The following is a 19,222-nucleotide window of genomic DNA, read 5'->3' as shown; positions in this document are numbered from 1 at the left end:
CGTGGGTCCCCCGTCGATACCGGCATCGCCATCGGCCGACCGGTGAGACAGCGATAGCCGAGCCATGAGCCCGCTTACGGGCGAAGACGGCTGAAATCACCAGTCAGCGCGTGGAATGGGCTGCTTTCGACCGGAACGGTGTGAGTTCGGGATGGCGACTATTCGGTGGGTACCCGGACAGTCCAACGCCATGGATCAGGACTCTCGGCAGGAGACGATCATGACCGATCAGACTCATACGACTATGGAGTCGCACCCGGACATCGCGGAGATGCGGGAGCGCCATGCCAGGGCCGAGCGCGCGGTGACGACGCAGCAGGGGCAGGCTGTCGAGGCGCTGGCCCTCGTCACCGGGCTCTACCTGGCTGCCTCGCCCTGGATCGCAGGCTTCAACGGTTTCAGCACCCTGGCCGTGAACAACCTGATCACGGGCGTCGCTTACGCACTGCTTCTGGGCGGGTTCGGGCACGCCTACGAGCGCACCCACGCCCGGGCATGGGCCGCAGCGATGATCGGCATCTGGACCATCGTGGCGCCCTGGGTGGTGGCCGGGAACGTGGACACCACACGCACCGTGGTGAACAACATCATCGTCGGCATCATCGCTCTGGTGCTCGCGCTCGCCACCAGCTCCGCGGCGGGCGAAACCGACCGGGGAGGCCGTGGCCGCTCGACCCGGATGGCTCGCTGACGCGGCGCTCCGAGCCGATACGACGGCTGACACGACGGTGACCGCGGGCTCCCGCGGTCACCGTCCTCATTTCCGAAGGCAGGACCGACGACTGACCGGGTGGTCCGCCCTTCCCGATTCGTTTGCCGCAGACCCCGGTGGGGACCCGTGGTCGCCCGTGCTCCGACCGGAGCCGGGCAAGAGCACGCGAGCGACGGCAGGGCGGCCGGCGACCGACCAGGACTGGAGTGGCACATGAGCACAGCGGCTGACAACCGCCTGTCACGACGTCTGCACGGATTCCTCCGCAGTACGAAGAAAGACTATTCGGCCGGGGCCGAGCGACCGCTGGGCGGCTATCTGACAGCCATGGCGGGATTCGGGGCGTACACGGCGGCCTGGGCGACGGTGGTGCGGCTTCGTGGGCGCCCTTTGCCGGACCGGCCCGCTCCTTCGGACATCGTGCTGACGTCGCTGGCCGCCTTCCGGCTGAGCCGGCTGCTGAGCAAGGCGTCGGTGACCAGTCCGCTGCGGGCGCCCTTCACCCGCTACGTCGGTCCGCAGGGCCCGGCCGAACTGCACGAGGAAGCCCGGGCCGAAGGGGGCAAGGACACCGTCGGAGAACTGATGACCTGCCCCTTCTGCATGAGCGTGTGGGTGGTCTCGACCCTGACCGCGGGCCAGTTGCTCTGGCCCCGCGCCACGCGCACCGCCATGGGCGGACTCGCGGCCCTCGCCGGGGCGGACGCGCTGCAACTGGCCTACGCGGCCCTGGTGGACAAGACCCAGGGCGAGTGACTCCCGGCATGACGCGGCCCGACGCCGGGCTGGGCGCCTGTCGCTGAGGGCCCCCTGCGGACCACGCCCCCGAGCAGCGTCCGGGCCCGGTACGCTGTACCCGCTCCGCCCCAGGTGGGCCGGGGCGCGGGTGGGTTGCCCGAGCGGCCTAAGGGAACGGTCTTGAAAAACGCGCGAGCGTGACAGCGTTCCTGTGGACCCGGCTCCTGCTCATTGCGCAGGTCATAGACGCGCTGCTCAGCAGGGGTGCCCCTCAGTGAGGGCGTGCTGGACGCGTTTCACAGGTAGTTCCCCCTTTGGTGTATCCAAGCAGGCGTACCGGCGGGTCGGGCCCGACTCTGGAGTCATGCACAGATCCAGGGTGGTCGTGGAGCCGCCGGATAGCCGTGGCCTGCGACAGGTCCGTGTGGGTGGTGAAGCGGTGGGCGCGGCCTGGTCACCGCACGATCTTCGGAAGGTCCTCGTCCACGAAGGCTTCCCGGATGACGTGGACCTCAAGGATCGTGCGCTCATCTCCTGGCGCGAGGCGGGCAGCGACAGTTGGCCCGACCGCCCAAGCAAGAGACGCACGACCGCTGGACTCATGATGATGGGCTTGGCCGGATCGGCGGCCTTCTTCATTGCTATTGGCAGTGAGGATGCCTTCGGCGCGCTGACTTTCGCGTCGCAGGTGAGCGGCTTTTTTCTCTTCCTCGCGGGCGTTGGCCAGCTACTGGCAGCCTGCGCTGTGCTGGACTTCTGGGGCAAGCGGACGATGCGGTACTCGGGGTTGCTGGTCTTGGTCTGTGTCTTCGTTGCGCTCCTGGTCAATTCCATGCTGGTGATCCTTTGGTCCCAGAAGATGGAATTCACGCCCTGGGCTTTCAGCTACGTTCCGCTGATGGTGTGGTCCTTTTGGGTAATGTGGATCGTCCTTCGGGAGAAGGCTTGGCGGGGGGCCCCGCTCCCCAGGCAAGTCACTGCGGGGGTACTGGCGACCGCTCTGTTAGCCGGCGGGAACTTCGCCTACTCGGCTGCGTATCAGCCGTATGCGACGAAGCCGCAAATCACGCTCAGTGCCAAGTTCGGAAAGCCTCAGCTGGACCCTCGGGAGCCGGTCATCTACATTCCAGTGACGTTCGACCTCCATAACACGGGAAAAGTGTCCGTCACGGTCCTTGGTAGCGTGTTCTGGGTGCGTGGTAGGGCGTCGAAATCCGAGACTGGTAAGGACGGGCTGGATGGGGCCAGGAAGGACGCAGAGTCGTTCGAGGACAGTGAGCTGTATGCCGCGTCGCCGAAGTGGCATCTCATCATGACTGGGCTGATCAGCCCACCTGGAGACTGGTTTGACCCGGGGACGGGGCAGGCCGAGGAAGCAGTGGTTCAGGTACCGAAAGGGGCTGACTACGAGAGTCTGGAGGTCAGCGGGGAAGTCACCCTGATCAGGAAAGACCGGGGAAAGGTTGACGACTCCTTCCTGACCCCTCGACTTTCGTGGGTGAAGGGGGAAACGGACATCTTTGAGTGTCCGCCAAAGAAATGCGGCGACTATGTCCTGTACGTGGGAAAACTGACCCACAACAATAACATTATCAATGTGACGCGCAGGGACCGCTACGTCTTCGAGGCGCGGTCGCTTGGCGAGGGGGCGAGCACATTCGAGGTCATCGCTCCACTCAATTCCCGAGGCAAGGTGTCCTATGACTACGAGAGAGATGAGACATACGGATTGGAGACCATCCCTAGCGGAGCTGCCGTCATCCCGTTCGCTGCCGTCCTGAAATCCGTCGCCTAGCGGACGATACTGCCGTTGGTGTGCGTGGTCGTTGGTGACGATTCCTTCTGTGCGAAAGCAATGCGTGTGGATAGCGCAGAGCCCCGCTTAACCTCAGCCTGGGCCAACGGGGCTTCGTAATAGGATTAGATCCTCAGTCGGCTGCTCGTGCGTTGGCCAGCACGGCTCTGCCGGAGCAGTTGCAGGCTTCCGTGCGTCGCTGCGGAACAGCAGATCAGGTGGTGATGGGACCGGCAGCCGCCGATGCTCGGAACCGACCCAGTGGACCCCGAGTGGACCACGCCCCGAGCAGCGTCCGGGCCCGGTACGCTGTACCCGCTCCGCCCCAGGTGGGCCGGGGCGCGGGTGGGTTGCCCGAGCGGCCTAAGGGAACGGTCTTGAAAACCGTCGTGGCAGCGATGTCACCGTGGGTTCAAATCCCACACCCACCGCACTGCATGCGAACGGCCCCTGACCTCGGTCAGGGGCCGTCGCGCTGTGCTGTGCGTTGCCCGGTCGCCACCGTGGTTCCCCGAAGCCCCCTGGGCGGCTGCTGATCTCATCCGTGCTTCTTGCTCCGGCGTTCCGCTGAGCCTGAATCGACGCGGGGCGAGGTGGGGTCCTCCGTCTGGCGGGCCCGGCGTTGTTCCTCCGGCGCTCCCGGGCCGGGCGGAGGCGTGAGACACCTGGCGGCTCGCACCAGCCGTGCCCGGGGCGTCAGGGTTCTGGGCGGTGTGTGGTCATGCGGGCCGCCGAGGTGATCGTCGCCCGCGCCTCCCGTGGGGTCAGGCCGGTCCGTACGGCGGCGTCGACCAGGTCCTCGGTCAACTCAGGGCCGATGCCGTCCTCGTAAGCCCGGCAGGCCGCCCAGAACAGCCGCGTGTTGCGCTGCCCCTCGTGGGCGGCCAGGACGAACTGGACCAGGCCCCGGCCGTGTGCGCCGCCCGCCGTCGAGCCGGGACCGGGGCGGGAGGAGCGCGGCGGTGGCAGCAGCAGGCGCAGGAGGGAGCGCGGGCAGGGTGCCGGGGTGAGGTGGGCGGTGCCGGGGGCGGTGGCGTAGACGCCGTGGGTGGTGCGGGAACCGGGGCCGACCAGGTAGCCGCCGGCGCCCCGGATGTCGATGCCGGGAGCGAGCCGGCCGGCCGAGTTGGGGACGACGACGTCCGGCGGGCCGGTGAGCCACAGGTGCCGCCCGCCGGACGGGGTGAGGACGACGATCGTGGGCGGGATGGTGAAGAGGTGGCGCAGGGCCAGTTCGCGCAGGGCGGCCGTGGAGTCCGTGTCCGACTTGGTGTCCAGGTCGACGCCGATGAGGTGGTGCGGGGACAGGCCGCAGGCGATGCCGTAGCCGGTGGCCCAGGGCGCGGCGGCGAACAGTGCGCGGATGCGGGCCGGATCGGTCGAGGCGTCGTACACGCCGTGGCCGAAGCGGCCGCACTCGCCGTGGCAGGGCGGCCCCGCGGGCTCGGGGGCGGCGCGGTGGGGGGAGCGCAGGGCCGGGAGTTTCGTCCGGGACAGCGGGATGACGGACAGGCCGCGTTCGGCGGCCGACAGGGCGTGGGCGAGGGCCAGGGTGGTGGCCTGCCGGGGGTACCGGTCGGTGGTGGCCATGAATCCAGTGTCGTACGCGTGTTCGATAAAGGGAAGAGGGTGGGCCGCGACGCGCCCGGCGGTGGTCGGCGGGGGCCAAAAGGCGGCGGGGTGCTGAAGGAACGCTTCGCCCCTTGTGGGGCCCGGGGGGCGCGTGTCCGACTTGCCGGGGGTTATGGCGGATAGGACGGGAAAAGTGATGCTGGGGGTTTATCGACTTGTCATCACGCTTGAGTGCGAATCACGGCTTCCGGGGTGGTTCGGCGGGGGCCGGTGGGCAACTCTGGACTCGCGACGTCGTCACAAGTGCCGGGGTGGTCGGCCAACTGCCCAGGTCAAAGCCGTACTTCATGCACTCGGGTACTCACGTACTTCCGTTCTGGAGGAACCACATGGCAAGCATCCGTACCGCCCGTGTCATCGCCGCCGTCTCCGCCCTCCCGCTGGCAGCCGCCCTCCTCACCGGCGTCGCGGTGGCGGACAACGGCGGCTTCGCGGACGACGGATCGAACGCGGGTGTCGCGAGCATCGTCGGCAGCGGTGTCGGGCACGACAACCGCGGGAATTCGGCGACCACACAGCAGAACGCCGTCGGCTCGGGCGCCTCGAACCAGAACAACACCGCGCAGGTCAACGGGTCCGCGTTCACGGCGATCAACCAGGGCAACAGCAATGTCGGGGTCTCCTTCACCCCCCTGTGGTGGTGATCCGAGAGAGCCGGCTCCCGGAGTCGGCCGCGGGGGAAGGGAGGGGGCTTCGGGCCCGGTGGGGGGTGCGGGGCGGGTAGGGGTGCGGGGCGGGTAGGGGGTGCGGGGCGGGTAGGGGTGTGGGGCGGGTAGGGGGTGCGGGGGGTGACACGTCTGCGCGGCGGTACTTCGGTGCCGCCGCGCAGGCGTTTGCGTACGCGGAAGTGACCTTGACAGAGGCCCTTATCTGACGGACAGTCAGAAACCGTGTCCGGTAAGTCGGCAAGCCTTTCCCGCGGAAGGAGTACGGCCGTGGACGACGAGCTCCACGCGCGGCTCGACGACGAGTTCCACGCGCGGCTCAAGGCCTACGAGGGCCGCCCCGCGGCGGTCGCGGGCGCCGGCCGGGACCCTGTCAACGCGCCCATGATCCGGCACTGGTGCGAGGCGATGGGCGACCGGAACCCCGCGTACACCGGCCCCGGCGCGATCGCCCCGCCCACCATGCTCCAGGCGTGGATCATGGGCGGTCTGAGCGGCCACGAGGGGCGCGCGCAGGCCTACGGGGAGCTGCTCTCCCTCCTCGACGACGCGGGCTGCACCTCGGTCGTCGCCACCGACTGCGAGCAGGAGTACCTGCGCCCGCTGCGGCCGGGGGACGAGGTCGCCTTCGACACGGTGATCGAGTCGGTCTCGCGGCGGAAGACCACCAGGCTGGGCACCGGGTATTTCGTCACGACCCGGACGGACATCCGGGTGGGCGAGGCGCCGGTCGGCACCCACCGCTTCCGCATCCTCAAGTACGCGCCGACCGGGCGCGGGCAGAAGGCGCGGGACCGGCAGGAACCGTCGCGGCGGCCGCGTCCCGTCGTCAACCGGGACAACGCCGGCTTCTGGGAGGGCGTCCGGCGTCACCGCCTCCTGGTCCAGCGGTGCACCGCCTGCGCCACGCTCCGCTTCCCCTGGCTCCCCGGCTGCAACGCCTGCGGCTCGGCGCGGTGGGAGGGCGTCGAGGCGAGCGGCGAGGGCACGGTCTTCTCGTACGTCGTGATGCACCACCCCCCTTTCCCGGCCTTCTCCCCGCCGTACGCGATCGGCCTGATCGAGCTCGCCGAGGGTGTTCGCATCGTCAGCAACGTGGTCGACGTGCCCTACGACAAGGTGCGGATCGGCATGCCGGTGGAGCTGGAGTTCCGGTCCTACGACGACGAGGACGGCGAACTGGTGCTCCCGGTGTTCCGGCCCCGCGCGGGGGAGACGGCCGCGTGAAGGCCGGTGACGAGCTGCCGCCGCTGGAGATCGGGATCACCCGCACCCTGATCGTGGCCGGCGCCCTCGCCTCGCGGGACTACCAGGACGTCCACCACGACCCCGAACTGGCCCGCCGGAAGGGGTCCCCCGACATCTTCATGAACATCCTGACGACCAACGGCCTGGTCGGCCGCTACCTCACCGACCACTTCGGCCCGACGGCCGTGCTCCGCAAGGTCGCCGTCCGGCTCGGGGCGCCCAACCACCCGGGGGACACCATGGTGTTGCGGGGCAGGATCGAGGAGGTCGACGGAGACACCGCCGTGGTGCGGGTCACCGGGGACAACGGGATCGGCCGGCACGTCACCGGGACGGTGACGCTCACGGTCCCGTCCGACGCACGGCCGGGAGGCGCGGAGTGAGTGTGCGCACGCGGGACTCCCTCGGCGGCCGGGCGGCCATCGTGGGCATCGGGGCCACGGAGTTCTCCAAGGACTCCGGACGCAGCGAACTGCGGCTGGCGGCGGAGTCGGTGCGGGCGGCTCTCACCGACGCGGGACTCACGCCCGCCGATGTGGACGGCCTGGTGACGTTCACGATGGACACGAGTCCGGAGATCACCGTGGCGCAGGCCTGCGGCATGGGCGAGCTGTCCTTCTTCTCGCGGGTCCACTACGGCGGCGGGGCGGCCTGCGCGACCGTGCAGCAGGCGGCGCTCGCCGTCGCGGCCGGAGTGGCCGAGGTCGTGGTCTGCTACCGCGCCTTCAACGAGCGGTCGGGGCGGCGTTTCGGATCGGGTGTGCGGCACCGCGAGCCGTCGGCGGAGGGGACGGCGCTCGGCTGGACGCTGCCGTTCGGGCTGCTCACCCCCGCCTCCTGGGTGGCGATGGCGGCGCAGCGCTATCTGCACGCGCACGGGCTGACCCCGGAGGACGCGTTCGGACCGGTCGCCGTCACGGCCCGCCGTCACGCGGCGGCCAACCCGGCGGCGTATTTCCACGGCCGCCCGATCACCCGCGCCGACCACGCGGCCTCGCGCTGGATCGCCGAGCCGCTCAGGCTGCTGGACTGCTGCCAGGAGACGGACGGCGGCCAGGCGCTGGTCGTCACCTCGGTGGAGCGGGCCCGGGACCTGCCGCGGCCGCCCGCCGTGGTCGCCGCGGCCGCCCAGGGCGCCGGCCGGTCCCAGGAGCAGATGACCAGCTTCTACCGTGACGACCTGACGGGCCTGCCGGAGATGTCGGTGGTCGCCCGCCAGCTGTGGCGCAGCTCCGGTCTGGCGCCGGCCGACATCGACGTGGGGATCCTGTACGACCACTTCACGCCGTTCGTGCTGATGCAGCTGGAGGAGTTCGGCTTCTGCGCCCCGGGCGAGGCCCCGGCCTTCGTCGCGGAGGACCGGCTGCCGCTGAACACCCACGGCGGCCAGCTCGGCGAGGCCTACCTCCACGGGATGAACGGTGTGGCCGAAGCCGTACGGCAGCTGCGCGGCACGTCCGTGAACCAGGTGGAGGGGGCCGCCCGGACCCTGGTGACGGCGGGGACCGGGGTGCCGACGTCGGGCCTGGTCCTCACCTCGGACGGGGCCGCGGACGGCTGAGCACCCAGGGGTCATCCCGTAGTAGTCGCCGCCGTCTCGTCCACCTTCAGGAGGTGGGGCCGGCACCACCCCTACAACCTGAGAGGGATCCCGCTTCGGGACCTGCGGCCGATCCGCCCGAGCGGGCCGCGAACCTAGCGTGGAGCCATGACCACACCCGTCTGCACCAGCGCTTCGAACGGCATGACGCGGCCTGCTGCGTACCCGTCCTTCGCGTCGTACGTCAGGGCGCGTCAGCCGGTGCTGATGCGCACCGCGCGGTCGCTGACCGCGAACCCGAGCGATGCGGAGGACCTGCTGCAGACCGCTCTCGCCAAGACGTACGTCGCGTGGGAGCGGATCGAGGACCACCGGGCGCTCGACGGCTACGTCCGCCGGGCCCTGCTGAACACCCGCACGTCGCAGTGGCGCAAGCGCAAGGTCGACGAGTTCGTGTGCGACGAGCTGCCGGAGCCGGATCCGGTCGGCCCCGCGGACGACCCGGCGGAGCGGCAGGCGCTGCACGACGCCATGTGGCGGGCGATCATGAAGCTGCCCGCGCGGCAGCGGGCCATGGTCGTCCTCAGGTACTACGAGGATCTCAGTGAGGTCCAGACGGCCGAAGTGCTCGGTGTCTCGGTGGGCACCGTGAAGTCGGCGGTGTCGCGGGCGCTCGGCAAGCTGCGCGAGGATCCCGAGCTGGTGGTCGTCCGCTGACGGGAGCGGATCTTCCGGCCGGCGCCGTGATCCCGGCTCCCACGTGACCTGATCGATCACCGCTCCCTAGTGACATACCGCGCGGTATGTGCGCAGAATCAGCACAACCGTTACCACCGCGTAGGCAATGTCGCCGCCATGGGAGGACGCCGTGCTGAGCACCATGCAGGACGTACCGCTGACCGTCACCCGCATTCTCGAGCACGGTGTGCAGGTGCACGGCCGCTCCCGGATCACCACCTGGACGGGTGAGAGCGAGCCGCAGCGGCGCAGTTTCGCCGAGGCGGGCACCCGGGCGGTGCAGCTGGCGAACGCCCTGCGCGACGACCTCGGCGTCCGCGGCGACGACCGGGTGGCGACGCTGATGTGGAACAACGCCGAGCACGTCGAGGCGTACTTCGCGATCCCCTCCATGGGTGCGGTGCTGCACACCCTCAACCTGCGCCTCCCGGCCGAGCAGCTGGTGTGGATCGTCAACCACGCAGCCGACAAGGTCGTCATAGTCAACGGCTCGCTGCTCCCGCTGCTCGCGCCCCTGCTGCCGAAGCTGCCCACCCTCGAGCACATCGTCGTCTCGGGTCCGGGCGACCGCTCGCTCCTCGAGGGCGCCCACGCGCGCGTGCACGAGTACGAGGAGCTGATCGCGGACAAGCCGCGGACCTACGACTGGCCCGAGCTGGACGAACGCCAGGCCGCCGCCATGTGCTACACCTCCGGCACCACGGGCGACCCCAAGGGCGTGGTCTACAGCCACCGTTCGATCTACCTGCACTCCATGCAGGTGAACATGGCCGAGTCGATGGGCCTGACCGACCAGGACACCTCGCTCGTCGTCGTCCCGCAGTTCCACGTCAACGCCTGGGGTCTGCCGCACGCCACCTTCATGACCGGGATCAACATGCTGATGCCGGACCGCTTCCTCCAGCCCGCGCCCCTCGCCGAGATGATCGAGAGCGAGAAGCCGACCCACGCGGCCGCCGTCCCCACCATCTGGCAGGGCCTGCTGGCCGAGCTCACCGCCAAGCCGCGCGACGTCTCCTCGCTCACCCAGGTCACCATCGGCGGATCGGCCTGTCCGCCCTCCCTCATGACCGCCTTCGACGAGCTGGGCATGCGGGTCTGTCACGCCTGGGGGATGACGGAGACCTCCCCGCTCGGGACCGTCGCCCGTCCGCCGGCCCACGCGGTCGGCACCGACGAGGAACTCGGCTACCGCCTCACGCAGGGCCGCTTCCCGGCCGGTGTCGAGGGCCGCCTCACCGGCCCCGGTGGCGAACGCCTCCCCTGGGACGGCGAGTCCGCGGGCGAGCTCGAGGTACGCGGCACATGGATCGCCGGCGCCTACTACAACGGCCCCGACGGCGAGCCCCTGCGCCCCGCCGACAAGTTCAGCGAGGACGGCTGGCTCAAGACGGGCGACGTCGGCACCATCTCCCCCGACGGCTTCCTCACGCTCACCGACCGCGCCAAGGACGTCATCAAGTCCGGCGGCGAGTGGATCTCCTCGGTGGACCTGGAGAACGCGCTGATGTCCCACCCCGACGTCGCCGAGGCCGCCGTCGTGGCCGTCCCGGACGACAAGTGGGGCGAGCGCCCGCTGGCCACGGTCGTCCTCAGGGAGGGCGCCACCACGGACTTCGAGGCCCTGCGCGCCTTCCTCGCCGCCGAGGGGCAGATCGCCAAGTGGCAGCTCCCGGAGCGCTGGACGATCATCGAGTCCGTCCCGAAGACGAGCGTGGGCAAGTTCGACAAAAAGGTGCTGCGGAGGCAGTACGCGGAGGGCGAGCTGGACATCACCCGGCTCTGACCTCGACCGAGCCGCGACAGCGGCAGCGGTAGCCGACAGGGCACCAGACGCGGCATCGAACACGACACACCGAACACGGCACCGGTCGCGTCGGCCGGCGCGGTCGTTCACGGGTGTCGAGTACGCCGCCGGTCACGGTTCTCGCGCGCCCTGCCCGGCGTACGCCGTTCTTCCGCTCGTAGGCCGCCATGGACCGTGGGCCGCCCTCATGACCATGGGCGGCCCTCATGGCCATGGGCGGCCCTCATGCCCTGGGGGCGGCCTTCACGCTCGTGGGTCGGTGTCACCGGCGTACGGCCGTCACCGGCGTACGGCCGTGGCCGTCCAGCCAAGGAGCAGCCACGCGCCCGCCACCGCGACGACGCCACCCCAGCCGAAGTGGGTGAAGGCGAGGCCGGCCAGGGCCGAGGCGGTCGCGCCGCCGGCGAACCCCGCGACGACATAGGCGCTGTTCGCGGTGGCCGGGGCGGAGGTGGTCGTCAGGGCGAGGGTCTGGTTGGCGACGTGGGAGGCGACGAGCGCCGCGTGGATCACGATCGCGGCCACGAAGAGGGCCACGAGCACCTGCCCGCCCAGCCAGAACAGCGGGACCGAGACGGCGGCGAGAAGATACGCGTTGCGTACGACCTTCGCCGCCCCGAAGCGGTCGACCAGACCGCCCGCCAGCGGTGCGACGACGCTGGCCGCCAGCCCGAAGAGGCCGAAGAGGCCGGCGGTCGCGGTCGACAGGCCGTAGGGCTCCTCGCCCGTCAGCAGCAGGGCCAGCGAGGTCCACAACGCACTCCACGCGCCGTACATCCCGGCCTGCCGCACGCAGGCCCGCCACAGGTCGGGCGAGCGCCGCACCAGGCCTGGCATCGCGGTGAGGCCGGCGAAGAGGTGCCCTTCGCGGAGGCGGTGGCGTTCGGAGGGGAGGGCGGCCGCGGTCAGCAGGCCCAGGACCGTGGTGAGCACGGCCGCGCCCACGAACACCGTCCGCCAGCCGAAGGCCTGCCCGGCGAGCCCGCCGAGGACGCGTGCCGCGACGATGCCGGTGAACAGCCCGGCGATGACGGCGGCCACGTGCCGGGCGCGCCGGTCGGCGGGAGCGCGGGCGGCGACCAGCGGCACGAGAAGCTGCGGGACCACGGTCGCGGCCGAGGCGACGAACACGGCGGCGGCGAGCGCTCCGGTCCCGGCGGCCGCGGCCGCCGCGACCAGGGCCGCCGCGGTGACCAGGGAGAGGACGGCGACCAGACGGCGCCGGTTCACGCGGTCGCCGAGCGGGGCGAAGACGAGCAGACCGGCCGCGTAGCCGAACTGGGCGACCGAGGCGATCCAGGCCACGGCCGAGGGCGCCGAGCCGAAGTCGTGGGCGATGAGGGGGAGCAGCGGGGCCGCGAGGTAGATGTTGGCGGCCGTGACGGCGGTGCAGAGGGCGATGAGGACGAGGAGCAGTTCCCTGCGGCGACCCGTGGCCCCCGAGGGCGCGACTCCCCGCGCTTCTACTGCCTCCACAGCCTCTACGGCTTCTACGGCTTCCACGGCTTCCACGGCTTCCGCAGTTCGTGCGGCTTCCGCAGCTTCTCGGACTGCTCGGGGTTCCGTGACTTCGGGCGACATGGTGCGGTGCTCCCACTCCGACATCTGACATCTGACATCTGGCTTATTGGCTTGTCGCTGGGCTTGGGGGTCGGGGCGGCATCCGGCATCTGGCCCGACCGGCAACCAACCAGTTGGTTGGAACGGAGGGAGAACAGTCTGGAGCGGGAGTGAATTCCCTGTCAACCAACTAGTTGGTTGGCTGCTCTCGCTACGATGGCTCCATGGCAACCACCAGGGATCCCGAGGCCACCCGCGCCCGGATCTTCGACGCCGCCGTCGCGGAGTTCGCCCGTTACGGCATCGCGGGCGCCCGAATCGACCGCATCGCCGCCGAAGCCAAGGCGAACAAGCAGCTCATCTACGCCTACTTCGGCAACAAGGCCGAGCTGTTCTCCCAGGTCCTCGGTCGCTCCATGGTGGACCTCGCCTCCGCCGTCCCGGTCGACCCGGACGACATCGAGGGCTGGCTCGACCGGCTGATGGACTACCACGCCGCCCACCCCGAGCTCCTGCGCCTCCTGTACTGGGAGGGCATCGAGTACGGCAGTACCGAGCTGCTGCCCGACGAGGCGCAACGCCAGAAGCACTACGCGCTCAAGGTCGCCGCCGTGCAGGACGCGCAGGACAGGGGAGTGATCTCCGACGCGATCCCGGCCCGCGACCTCTTCTTCCTGCTGATCGCCATGGCCAACTGGGCTGCGTTCGTCCCGCAGATGAGCCGCATCCTGGCGGGCTCCGAGGACGCCGACCGCGACCGCCTGCGCGCCTCCATCAAGGAGGCGGCGCGGCGGATGGTCGCCCGGTAGGTCCGGTAGGTCCGGTAGGACGGGTGGGCCCGGTAGGACGGGTGGGCCCGGGCGCCCGGTGGGCCGGGTCGCACGGGCCTAGTTGGTGCCGATGCGGGCCAGCAGGTCCACGATCCTGGTCTGCACCTCGGCGCTCGTCGACCGCTCGGCGAGGAAGAGGACCGTCTCCCCCGACGCCAGCCGCGGCAGGTCCGCCGGGTCGACGGCAGCCGTGTAGACGACCAGCGGCGTGCGGTTGAGCTGGCCGTTCGCCCGCAGCCAGTCGAGGATCCCGGCATGGCGCCGGGACATCTGCATCAGGTCCATCACGACCAGGTTCGGCCGCAGCTGCCCGGCGAGCGTGACGGCGTCCGCGTCGCTCGCCGCCCGCGCCACCTGCATCCCGCGCCGCTCCAGCGTGGACGTCAGGGCGAGGGCGATCTCGGCGTGCTCCTCGATGAGCAGCACCCGCGGCGGATGCTGCTCGCTGTCGCGCGGCGCGAGGGCCTTCAGCAGGACGGCGGGATCGGCGCCGTACGCCGCCTCGCGCGTCGCCTGTCCGAGCCCCGCCGTGACCAGCACGGGAACCTCCGCGGCCACCGCTGCCGTACGAAGCGACTGCAACGCGGTACGGGTGATCGGCCCGGTCAACGGGTCCACGAACAGCGCGGCCGGGAAGGCGGCGATCTGCGCGTCGACCTCTTCGCGCGAGTGCACGATCACCGGCCGGTAGCCGCGGTCGCTGAGCGCCTGCTGCGTACTGACGTCCGGCGCCGGCCACACCAGCAGCCGACGCGGGTTGTCCAGCGGCTCAGGCGGCAGTTCGTCGTCCAGGAGCTGCGGCCGCGGCGGATCCGCCACCTCGACGGCCCCACCGGGACCGTCCAGCGGCTCGGGCCCCTCGGCGGCGTTCTCGTCCGGCGCCCCTATGGCGTACGACCGTCCGGCGCCCTCGGTCCCCGGCCCACCGGGCACGAGCCGTGACTGACCCGCCAGGGAGGGATGCGGTACGGGTGCCGGCGCGGCCGCGGGCGTGGCTGCCGTGACGGGCTGTGCCGGGGCCTGCGCCGCGACGGGCTGCTCGGCCGACGGGTGCGGACGCGCCGTCTGCTCCGGGCGCGTCGCCGGGTCGGGCGGAGTGCCCAGCTTGCGGCGCCGTCCGGAACCGCCGGGGGCGTGCGGAGCGGGGGTGGCGGTGGCCTGCGCCGTCGGCAGCCCCGGCTGCGAGGGCCGCAGCGCCTGCGCCTGCTGGGCGTGCTGCGCCTGCTGGGTGTGCTGTGCCTGGTGCAACTGCTGTGCCTGCTGAACCTGCGCGGCCTGCCGGGTGAACGGCACGCCCTGACCCAGGGTGCGCACGCTGATCGCCCGCCCCTGCGTCGAGTTGGGGTCCATGGGCCGGCCCGTTGCGGCCTCCGCGGGCAACGGCTGAGCCGCGCGCGGCTGTCCGGCGCCGGTCTCGGGCGGGAGCGGGGTACCACCGCTGGGCGTTGCCGGTGCGGGCTGCGTCGCCGCGGGGGCCGCGGCAGGCGCTGCCTCGGCCGGAAGCGGCTGACCCGGTCCGGGCACGTTCGGCACGGGGCCGGGGGCCGCCTGGCCCGCAACCGCCTGCGCGGGGAGCGGCGGACCTGCGGTCGGCTGCCCCGGCAGCGGCTGCCCAGGGACGGGCGCGACCGGCGGAACCGGCTGCGCGGCGGCGACGGGCTGCCCCGCTTGCCGCGGCTGGGACGGCGCCTGGGGCTGCGGCTGAACCTGTGCTGCCGGGGCGGCGCCCTCCCCTGCCTGCGCGACGGCCCGTCGACGGCGACCCGTGGGCGCGTTCGTGGGGTGCGGCTGGGGCGGGGTGTGGTCGTCGGCCTGGTCGTGCGGGACGGCGTCGTGCCGCCCGTGGTCGAGCCCGGAACCCTCGGCGCCCTGGACCGGCGCCTGAGCCTGGACCGGCGCCTGAGCCTGAACGGGAACTGGTGCCTGCGCGGGAATCGGTGTCTGAACGGGCACCGGTGCCTGCGCGGGAATCGGTGCCTGGGTGGGCGCCTGAACCGCACCCGGCACCGAACCGGGCACCGGGACCGGCCCTACGGCCCGGGCTGGCTGGGCGGTTTGGGCAGGCTGTGCGGGCTGGGCGGCCGCAGTCGTGCCGACGGAGCCGTCCGGCACCCGGTCGGCGTCCGCGGGGGGCAGGGCGAACACCGAGCGCGGCCCGGCCTCCTGCGCGGCGGCACGCTCGTTGGCGGCGGCCAGTGCGCGCCGTCGCCTGCCCGTCGGCTGCCCGTCCTCCGTCTCCGCCCGGGTCAGGGCTCCCGGACCCGTCCCCGGCGCCTCGGCCGGTGCGCCCGCGAGCGCCGGCAGGGCGGGCTGCAACGCGTTCTGCGGCTGCCGGCCGTCCGGTGCGTGGGGGGCACGCTGGCCACCCGGCGCCGGTACGCCCTGCGGCGGAACGGTGCCGCCGAGTCCCGTGCCCGAGGCCGCGGTCCCCGCCGCGTGCTCGGCGGCGGTGACGACGGCGCCCTCGCTCACCGCTCCGTCGACCCCTGGGAGCATCCCCGCGTCGGCCCCCATGACGGCGACCTCGGCAGACCGCCCACGCCGCCGTCCGGTGCCGCCGGAGCCCTCCGCTCCCTCGGCCTCGTCCGCGACGGGCGACACCTCGGCCGGCGTCTCCTCCGCGGCCGGGGCCCCGGCCCGCCTGCGCCGCCGTCCGGTCGGAACCGTCGGCTCCACTTCGGCGCCGCCCTCCGCGCCCGGGACGTCACCCTCCAGGAAGGCGTCCACGGAGGCCCGCCGGGCCCGTCGGCGCCCAGCGGCGCCGTACTCGTCCGGAACGTCCTCCTCCGCGGCCATGGCGGCCGCGGGAGCCGCCGGGGCGGGCCCGTCACCGGCCGCGAGCGCGGGCAGAGCCATGGCCGCCGGAGCCGCCACGGCCCCCGCGCCACCGCCCAACGGCACCTCGAGCACGTACGCGCTGCCGCTCATGCCCGGCACCTCGTGCGTCTGGAGCACGCCTCCGTGCGCCCGCACGATCCCCCGCACGATCGGTTCGTGCACGGGGTCGCCGCCGGCGTAGGGCCCGCGCACCTCGATGCGTACGACCTCGCCGCGCTGGGCGGCCGCCACCACGACCGTGTTGTCCATGTAACCGCCCGCCGAGACGGGCGCGTTGCCGGTGGCGTCGACGCCCGCGACGTCGGCCACGAGGTGCGCGAGCGCGGTCGCGAGGAGCCGCGCGTCGACCTCGGCCTCGATGGGCGGCGCGTGCACGGCGAACTGCACCCGTCCCGGCCCGATGAGATCCACCGCGCCGTCGACACCGGCGGCGACCACGGCGTCGAGCATCACCTTCGACCGGGCGACGACCTCCGCCCCGGTGTCCAGGCGCTGGTAGCCGAGCACGTTGTCGATGAGGGTGGTGATCCGCGAGTAACCGGCGGACAGGTGGTGGAGCACCTGGTTGGCCTCGGGCCAGAGCTGACCGGCGTCGTCCGCCGCGAGCGCGGCCAGCTCGCGGCGCAGTTCGTCGAGGGGCCCGCGCAGGGACTCCCCGAGCAGGGTGAGCAGCTGCTCGTGCCGCCCGGCGAGCGCCTCGTACCGGTCCTTCTCGCGCTCGCCGAGGGAGGCGTAGCGCTCCTCGCCGGCCGCGAGTTCCTCCTCGTGCCGCTCGCGGAGCTCCTCGAGCTCGGCGACGTGCTGCTGGCGCAGCGCGGTGAGATCGGAGGCGTGCTCCTCGGAGAGCTTCTCCAACTCCTCCGCGTGCCGCTTCTCGACGCCGTCCTTCTCCTCGGCGAGGGCGTCGAAGGGCCGGCGGTCGGTGAAGGTCATGACGGCGCCGACGAGCTGATCACCGTCGCGCACGGGCGCGGTCGTCAGATCGACCGCGACCCTGTCCCCGCTCTTGGACCACAGCACCTGCCCGCGCACCCGGTGCTTGCGGCCGGAGCGCAGGGTGTCGGCGAGCGGCGACTCGTCGTACGGGAACGGCGAGCCGTCGGCGCGCGAGTGCAGCACGAGGGTGTGCAGCTCCTTGGCGCCGAGGTCACTGGCCCGGTACCCCAGTATCTGGGCGGCGGCCGGGTTGACGAGGACGATCCGCCCGTCGGTGTCGGTGCCCACGACGCCTTCGGAGGCGGCCCTCAGGATCATCTCGGTCTGCCGCTGCGAACGCGCCAGCTCGGCCTCGGTGTCGACGGTCCCGGACAGGTCGCGTACGACGAGCATCAGCAGTTCGTCGGAGGCGGAGGAGTAGCCGTAGCCGTCGTAGGCCTGCTGGCCGTTCTCGAGGTTGGCGCTGGTGACCTCGACCGGGAACTCGCTGCCGTCGGTCCGGCGCGCGACCATCCGGGTCGGCTTGGTCCGCCCGCGCGGGTCCATGTGATCGGGCCGCCGCATGGACCCCGGGATGAGCTTGGAGTCGAACTGCGGCAGCAGGTCGAGCAGCCCCCGGCCGACCAGTGCGGTGCCCGGGGTCTCGAACGCCTCGAGCGCGATGGTGTTCGCGTTGACGACGGTCCCGTTGGCGTTGACCAGCACCAACGCATCGGGGAGCGCGTCGAGTATGGCTGCGAGGCGAGCAGCGCCTCGGGATGGCCTGCTGCTCACGAGTCGCTTCCTCCCTGTTACCGCACCTTGCCGACCGTTCGGGCCATCTTGCCAACCGGCCCGCACCGTGTCACGCGAGGGAGTCTAAGGGCTGGGGTCCCGTCGGCGGCGCCGGATGAGAGGGAGCTCGCACGACGAAGTGACACAGAACGTGTGTCCGCACCCGTCGTGGCCTGTCCTTGCGCACGGCGGACCGCCCCGCGCCAGCCCCGCCGCCTGCCCATACTTCGCGGGACCTTCGCGCGACCTTTACGGAACCGGTGCTTCCGCCACGCGTCCCCTGTAGTCACCTGTACGAGCACGACAACGAAGACGGAGGACCGCCGCGAACACTCGCGCATCGACGCATCGACGCATCGCCGCATCGCCGCATCGCCGCATCGCCGCATCGCCGCATCGCCGCATCGCCGCATCGGGCCGTCGGGGCACCCGGCCGTCGGGGCATTGGGCCGTCGAGTCATCGGGCCGTCGAGTCATCGGGTGCAGGGCCACGGATCCGAGGCCCTGGACACCGGACGCGGCCTCGGATCCGAGGCTTCGTACACCGGACGTGCGTCAGCGGGTGGCCGGGCGCAGGTCGGGCAGCAGCGGCACGAGCCGGTCCCACCGCTCGATCCGGCAGCCGTTGCTGCGGTCGTACGTCGCGTCGACCGGGCGCCCGGCCCAGCGGCCCGTGACGTGGGCGGTGGCCGGCCCGCCGTACCGCATGGTGCAGACGCCGTCCTCCGGCGCGGGCGCGAAGACGTCCCGGCCCCAGCGGGTGTTGCGGTCAACGGCGCGGCAGGCGTCTCCCACGTCCGGGTGACTGCCGCCTGCCGGGTGGCAGTACACCTGGAACGTCCCGTCCGAGCGCCCGTCGGCGTGCCGGACGGTGACCGTGAGGTGATCACCGGAGACCCGGTCCTCCTCCCGGGCGGGCGGAGGCGCGAGGGAGGTGACGTCGGCGAGGGCCGTGACGGCCTCGGCCGTTCCGGAGGCGTAGGCGGTGACAGGCCCGGTGGCGCACGAGGCGACCACGACGGCACCGGCGGCGGAGAGGGCGACGGCGAGCCGTCGGAGCGGGGTGACCTGGAACATGACAGGACTAACGCCGAGCCCCCGACGACGTTGCGCCCCGCCAACCGCTTTGCCCTGCGACCCACCTGCCTAGTACCGTGGACGCCGATTGGTGACACGCCGCTCGACTGTGTCATCATCTGCACGCACCACTCGCCCACACGCGAGCGGTTGTGCTGGAGGCGTCGCCTAGTCCGGTCTATGGCGCCGCACTGCTAATGCGGTTTGGGACTTCAATCCCATCGAGGGTTCAAATCCCTCCGCCTCCGCGCGATCACCGAAGCCCCGGTCCACACGACCGGGGCTTCGTCGTTTCCGAGAGTGCCCTCAGAGAGGCGTTTCCGCAGCTCACA

Annotated in this window: 14 protein-coding genes and 2 tRNA genes; 12 read left to right on the top strand and 4 right to left on the bottom strand. The window is 71.8% G+C overall.

Annotated features, from left to right (window positions below; genetic code table 11):
- The first annotated feature begins 220 nt into the window (after positions 1–220).
- The 4 genes from QF030_RS21185 to QF030_RS21170 all read left to right on the top strand — a co-directional run bounded on the left by QF030_RS21185 (position 221) and on the right by QF030_RS21170 (position 3,676).
- A complete protein-coding gene (locus tag QF030_RS21185; protein WP_307164231.1) occupies positions 221–691 on the top strand; it encodes an SPW repeat protein in 471 nt (156 codons plus the stop codon).
- A 234-nt stretch (positions 692–925) separates the two neighbouring features.
- Entirely contained in the window at positions 926–1,468 is a 543-nt protein-coding gene (locus QF030_RS21180; RefSeq protein ID WP_307164230.1) for a DUF1360 domain-containing protein, read from the top strand.
- A 346-nt stretch (positions 1,469–1,814) separates the two neighbouring features.
- Positions 1,815–3,245: a hypothetical protein gene (locus QF030_RS21175; RefSeq protein WP_307164229.1), complete on the top strand. Its 1,431-nt coding sequence runs from the start codon at positions 1,815–1,817 to the stop codon at positions 3,243–3,245.
- Positions 3,246–3,589: 344 nt separating this feature from the next.
- Positions 3,590–3,676: transfer RNA gene (locus QF030_RS21170), tRNA-Ser, on the top strand.
- A gap of 265 nt (positions 3,677–3,941) precedes the next feature.
- Here the strand turns inward: QF030_RS21170 and QF030_RS21165 are convergent.
- Positions 3,942–4,835 (bottom strand): bifunctional DNA primase/polymerase, encoded by an 894-nt coding sequence (locus QF030_RS21165; protein WP_307164228.1) that lies wholly within the window; start codon positions 4,833–4,835, stop codon positions 3,942–3,944.
- Between the two features lie 371 nt (positions 4,836–5,206).
- Here QF030_RS21165 and QF030_RS21160 point away from each other — a divergent pair, with 371 nt between their 5' ends.
- The 6 genes from QF030_RS21160 (at position 5,207) to QF030_RS21135 (ending at position 10,854) form a co-directional block, all read left to right on the top strand.
- Positions 5,207–5,521 (top strand): hypothetical protein, encoded by a 315-nt coding sequence (locus QF030_RS21160; protein WP_307164226.1) that lies wholly within the window; start codon positions 5,207–5,209, stop codon positions 5,519–5,521.
- 291 nt (positions 5,522–5,812) lie between these two features.
- On the top strand, positions 5,813–6,769 hold the full coding sequence (locus tag QF030_RS21155) for a bifunctional MaoC family dehydratase N-terminal/OB-fold nucleic acid binding domain-containing protein (protein WP_307164225.1): 957 nt from the start codon (positions 5,813–5,815) through the stop codon (positions 6,767–6,769).
- Positions 6,766–7,173, top strand: a complete 408-nt coding sequence (locus QF030_RS21150) for a MaoC/PaaZ C-terminal domain-containing protein (protein WP_307164224.1) — start codon at positions 6,766–6,768, stop codon at positions 7,171–7,173. Before QF030_RS21155 ends, QF030_RS21150 begins: the two co-directional genes overlap by 4 nt.
- Positions 7,170–8,351 (top strand): lipid-transfer protein, encoded by a 1,182-nt coding sequence (locus QF030_RS21145; RefSeq protein WP_307164223.1) that lies wholly within the window; start codon positions 7,170–7,172, stop codon positions 8,349–8,351. Before QF030_RS21150 ends, QF030_RS21145 begins: the two co-directional genes overlap by 4 nt.
- A gap of 147 nt (positions 8,352–8,498) precedes the next feature.
- Positions 8,499–9,047 (top strand): SigE family RNA polymerase sigma factor, encoded by a 549-nt coding sequence (locus QF030_RS21140; RefSeq protein ID WP_307164221.1) that lies wholly within the window; start codon positions 8,499–8,501, stop codon positions 9,045–9,047.
- A gap of 151 nt (positions 9,048–9,198) precedes the next feature.
- On the top strand, positions 9,199–10,854 hold the full coding sequence (locus QF030_RS21135) for a long-chain fatty acid--CoA ligase (protein WP_307164220.1): 1,656 nt from the start codon (positions 9,199–9,201) through the stop codon (positions 10,852–10,854).
- 300 nt (positions 10,855–11,154) lie between these two features.
- Here QF030_RS21135 and QF030_RS21130 read toward each other — a convergent pair whose 3' ends face one another.
- Positions 11,155–12,351 carry an MFS transporter gene (locus QF030_RS21130; protein ID WP_373428790.1) on the bottom strand — a complete coding sequence of 399 codons (1,197 nt, stop codon included), beginning with the start codon at positions 12,349–12,351 and terminating at the stop codon, positions 11,155–11,157.
- 308 nt (positions 12,352–12,659) lie between these two features.
- Here QF030_RS21130 and QF030_RS21125 point away from each other — a divergent pair, with 308 nt between their 5' ends.
- Complete coding sequence (locus QF030_RS21125; protein ID WP_307164218.1) at positions 12,660–13,244, top strand: TetR family transcriptional regulator; 585 nt, start codon at positions 12,660–12,662, stop codon at positions 13,242–13,244.
- 78 nt (positions 13,245–13,322) lie between these two features.
- Here the strand turns inward: QF030_RS21125 and QF030_RS21120 are convergent, their stop codons facing one another.
- Both QF030_RS21120 and QF030_RS21115 read right to left on the bottom strand, forming a co-directional pair.
- Positions 13,323–17,813, bottom strand: coding sequence for a hybrid sensor histidine kinase/response regulator (locus tag QF030_RS21120; protein ID WP_307164217.1), 4,491 nt, complete (start codon positions 17,811–17,813; stop codon positions 13,323–13,325).
- A gap of 555 nt (positions 17,814–18,368) precedes the next feature.
- A complete protein-coding gene (locus QF030_RS21115; protein WP_307164216.1) occupies positions 18,369–18,890 on the bottom strand; it encodes an SSI family serine proteinase inhibitor in 522 nt (173 codons plus the stop codon).
- 157 nt (positions 18,891–19,047) lie between these two features.
- Between QF030_RS21115 and QF030_RS21110 the strand changes: the two genes are divergently transcribed.
- A tRNA-Ser gene (locus tag QF030_RS21110) sits at positions 19,048–19,138 on the top strand.
- Positions 19,139–19,222 lie beyond the last annotated feature (84 nt).

Origin of the sequence: Streptomyces rishiriensis, from assembly GCF_030815485.1 — a bacterium.
Lineage (GTDB): Bacteria > Actinomycetota > Actinomycetes > Streptomycetales > Streptomycetaceae > Streptomyces > Streptomyces rishiriensis_A.
This window is presented reverse-complemented; position numbering and strand designations above follow the sequence as displayed.

Bases quoted from the DNA above. Each gene is read 5' to 3' on its own strand.
- QF030_RS21160 (WP_307164226.1), top strand. From the start codon at position 5,207: ATGGCAAGCATCCGTACCGCCCGTGTCATCGCCGCCGTCTCCGCCCTC.
- QF030_RS21115 (WP_307164216.1), bottom strand. From the start codon at position 18,890: ATGTTCCAGGTCACCCCGCTCCGACGGCTCGCCGTCGCCCTCTCCGCC.
- QF030_RS21180 (WP_307164230.1), top strand. From the start codon at position 926: ATGAGCACAGCGGCTGACAACCGCCTGTCACGACGTCTGCACGGATTC.
- QF030_RS21175 (WP_307164229.1), top strand. From the start codon at position 1,815: ATGCACAGATCCAGGGTGGTCGTGGAGCCGCCGGATAGCCGTGGCCTG.
- QF030_RS21140 (WP_307164221.1), top strand. From the start codon at position 8,499: ATGACCACACCCGTCTGCACCAGCGCTTCGAACGGCATGACGCGGCCT.
- QF030_RS21125 (WP_307164218.1), top strand. From the start codon at position 12,660: ATGGCAACCACCAGGGATCCCGAGGCCACCCGCGCCCGGATCTTCGAC.
- QF030_RS21165 (WP_307164228.1), bottom strand. From the start codon at position 4,835: ATGGCCACCACCGACCGGTACCCCCGGCAGGCCACCACCCTGGCCCTC.
- QF030_RS21185 (WP_307164231.1), top strand. From the start codon at position 221: ATGACCGATCAGACTCATACGACTATGGAGTCGCACCCGGACATCGCG.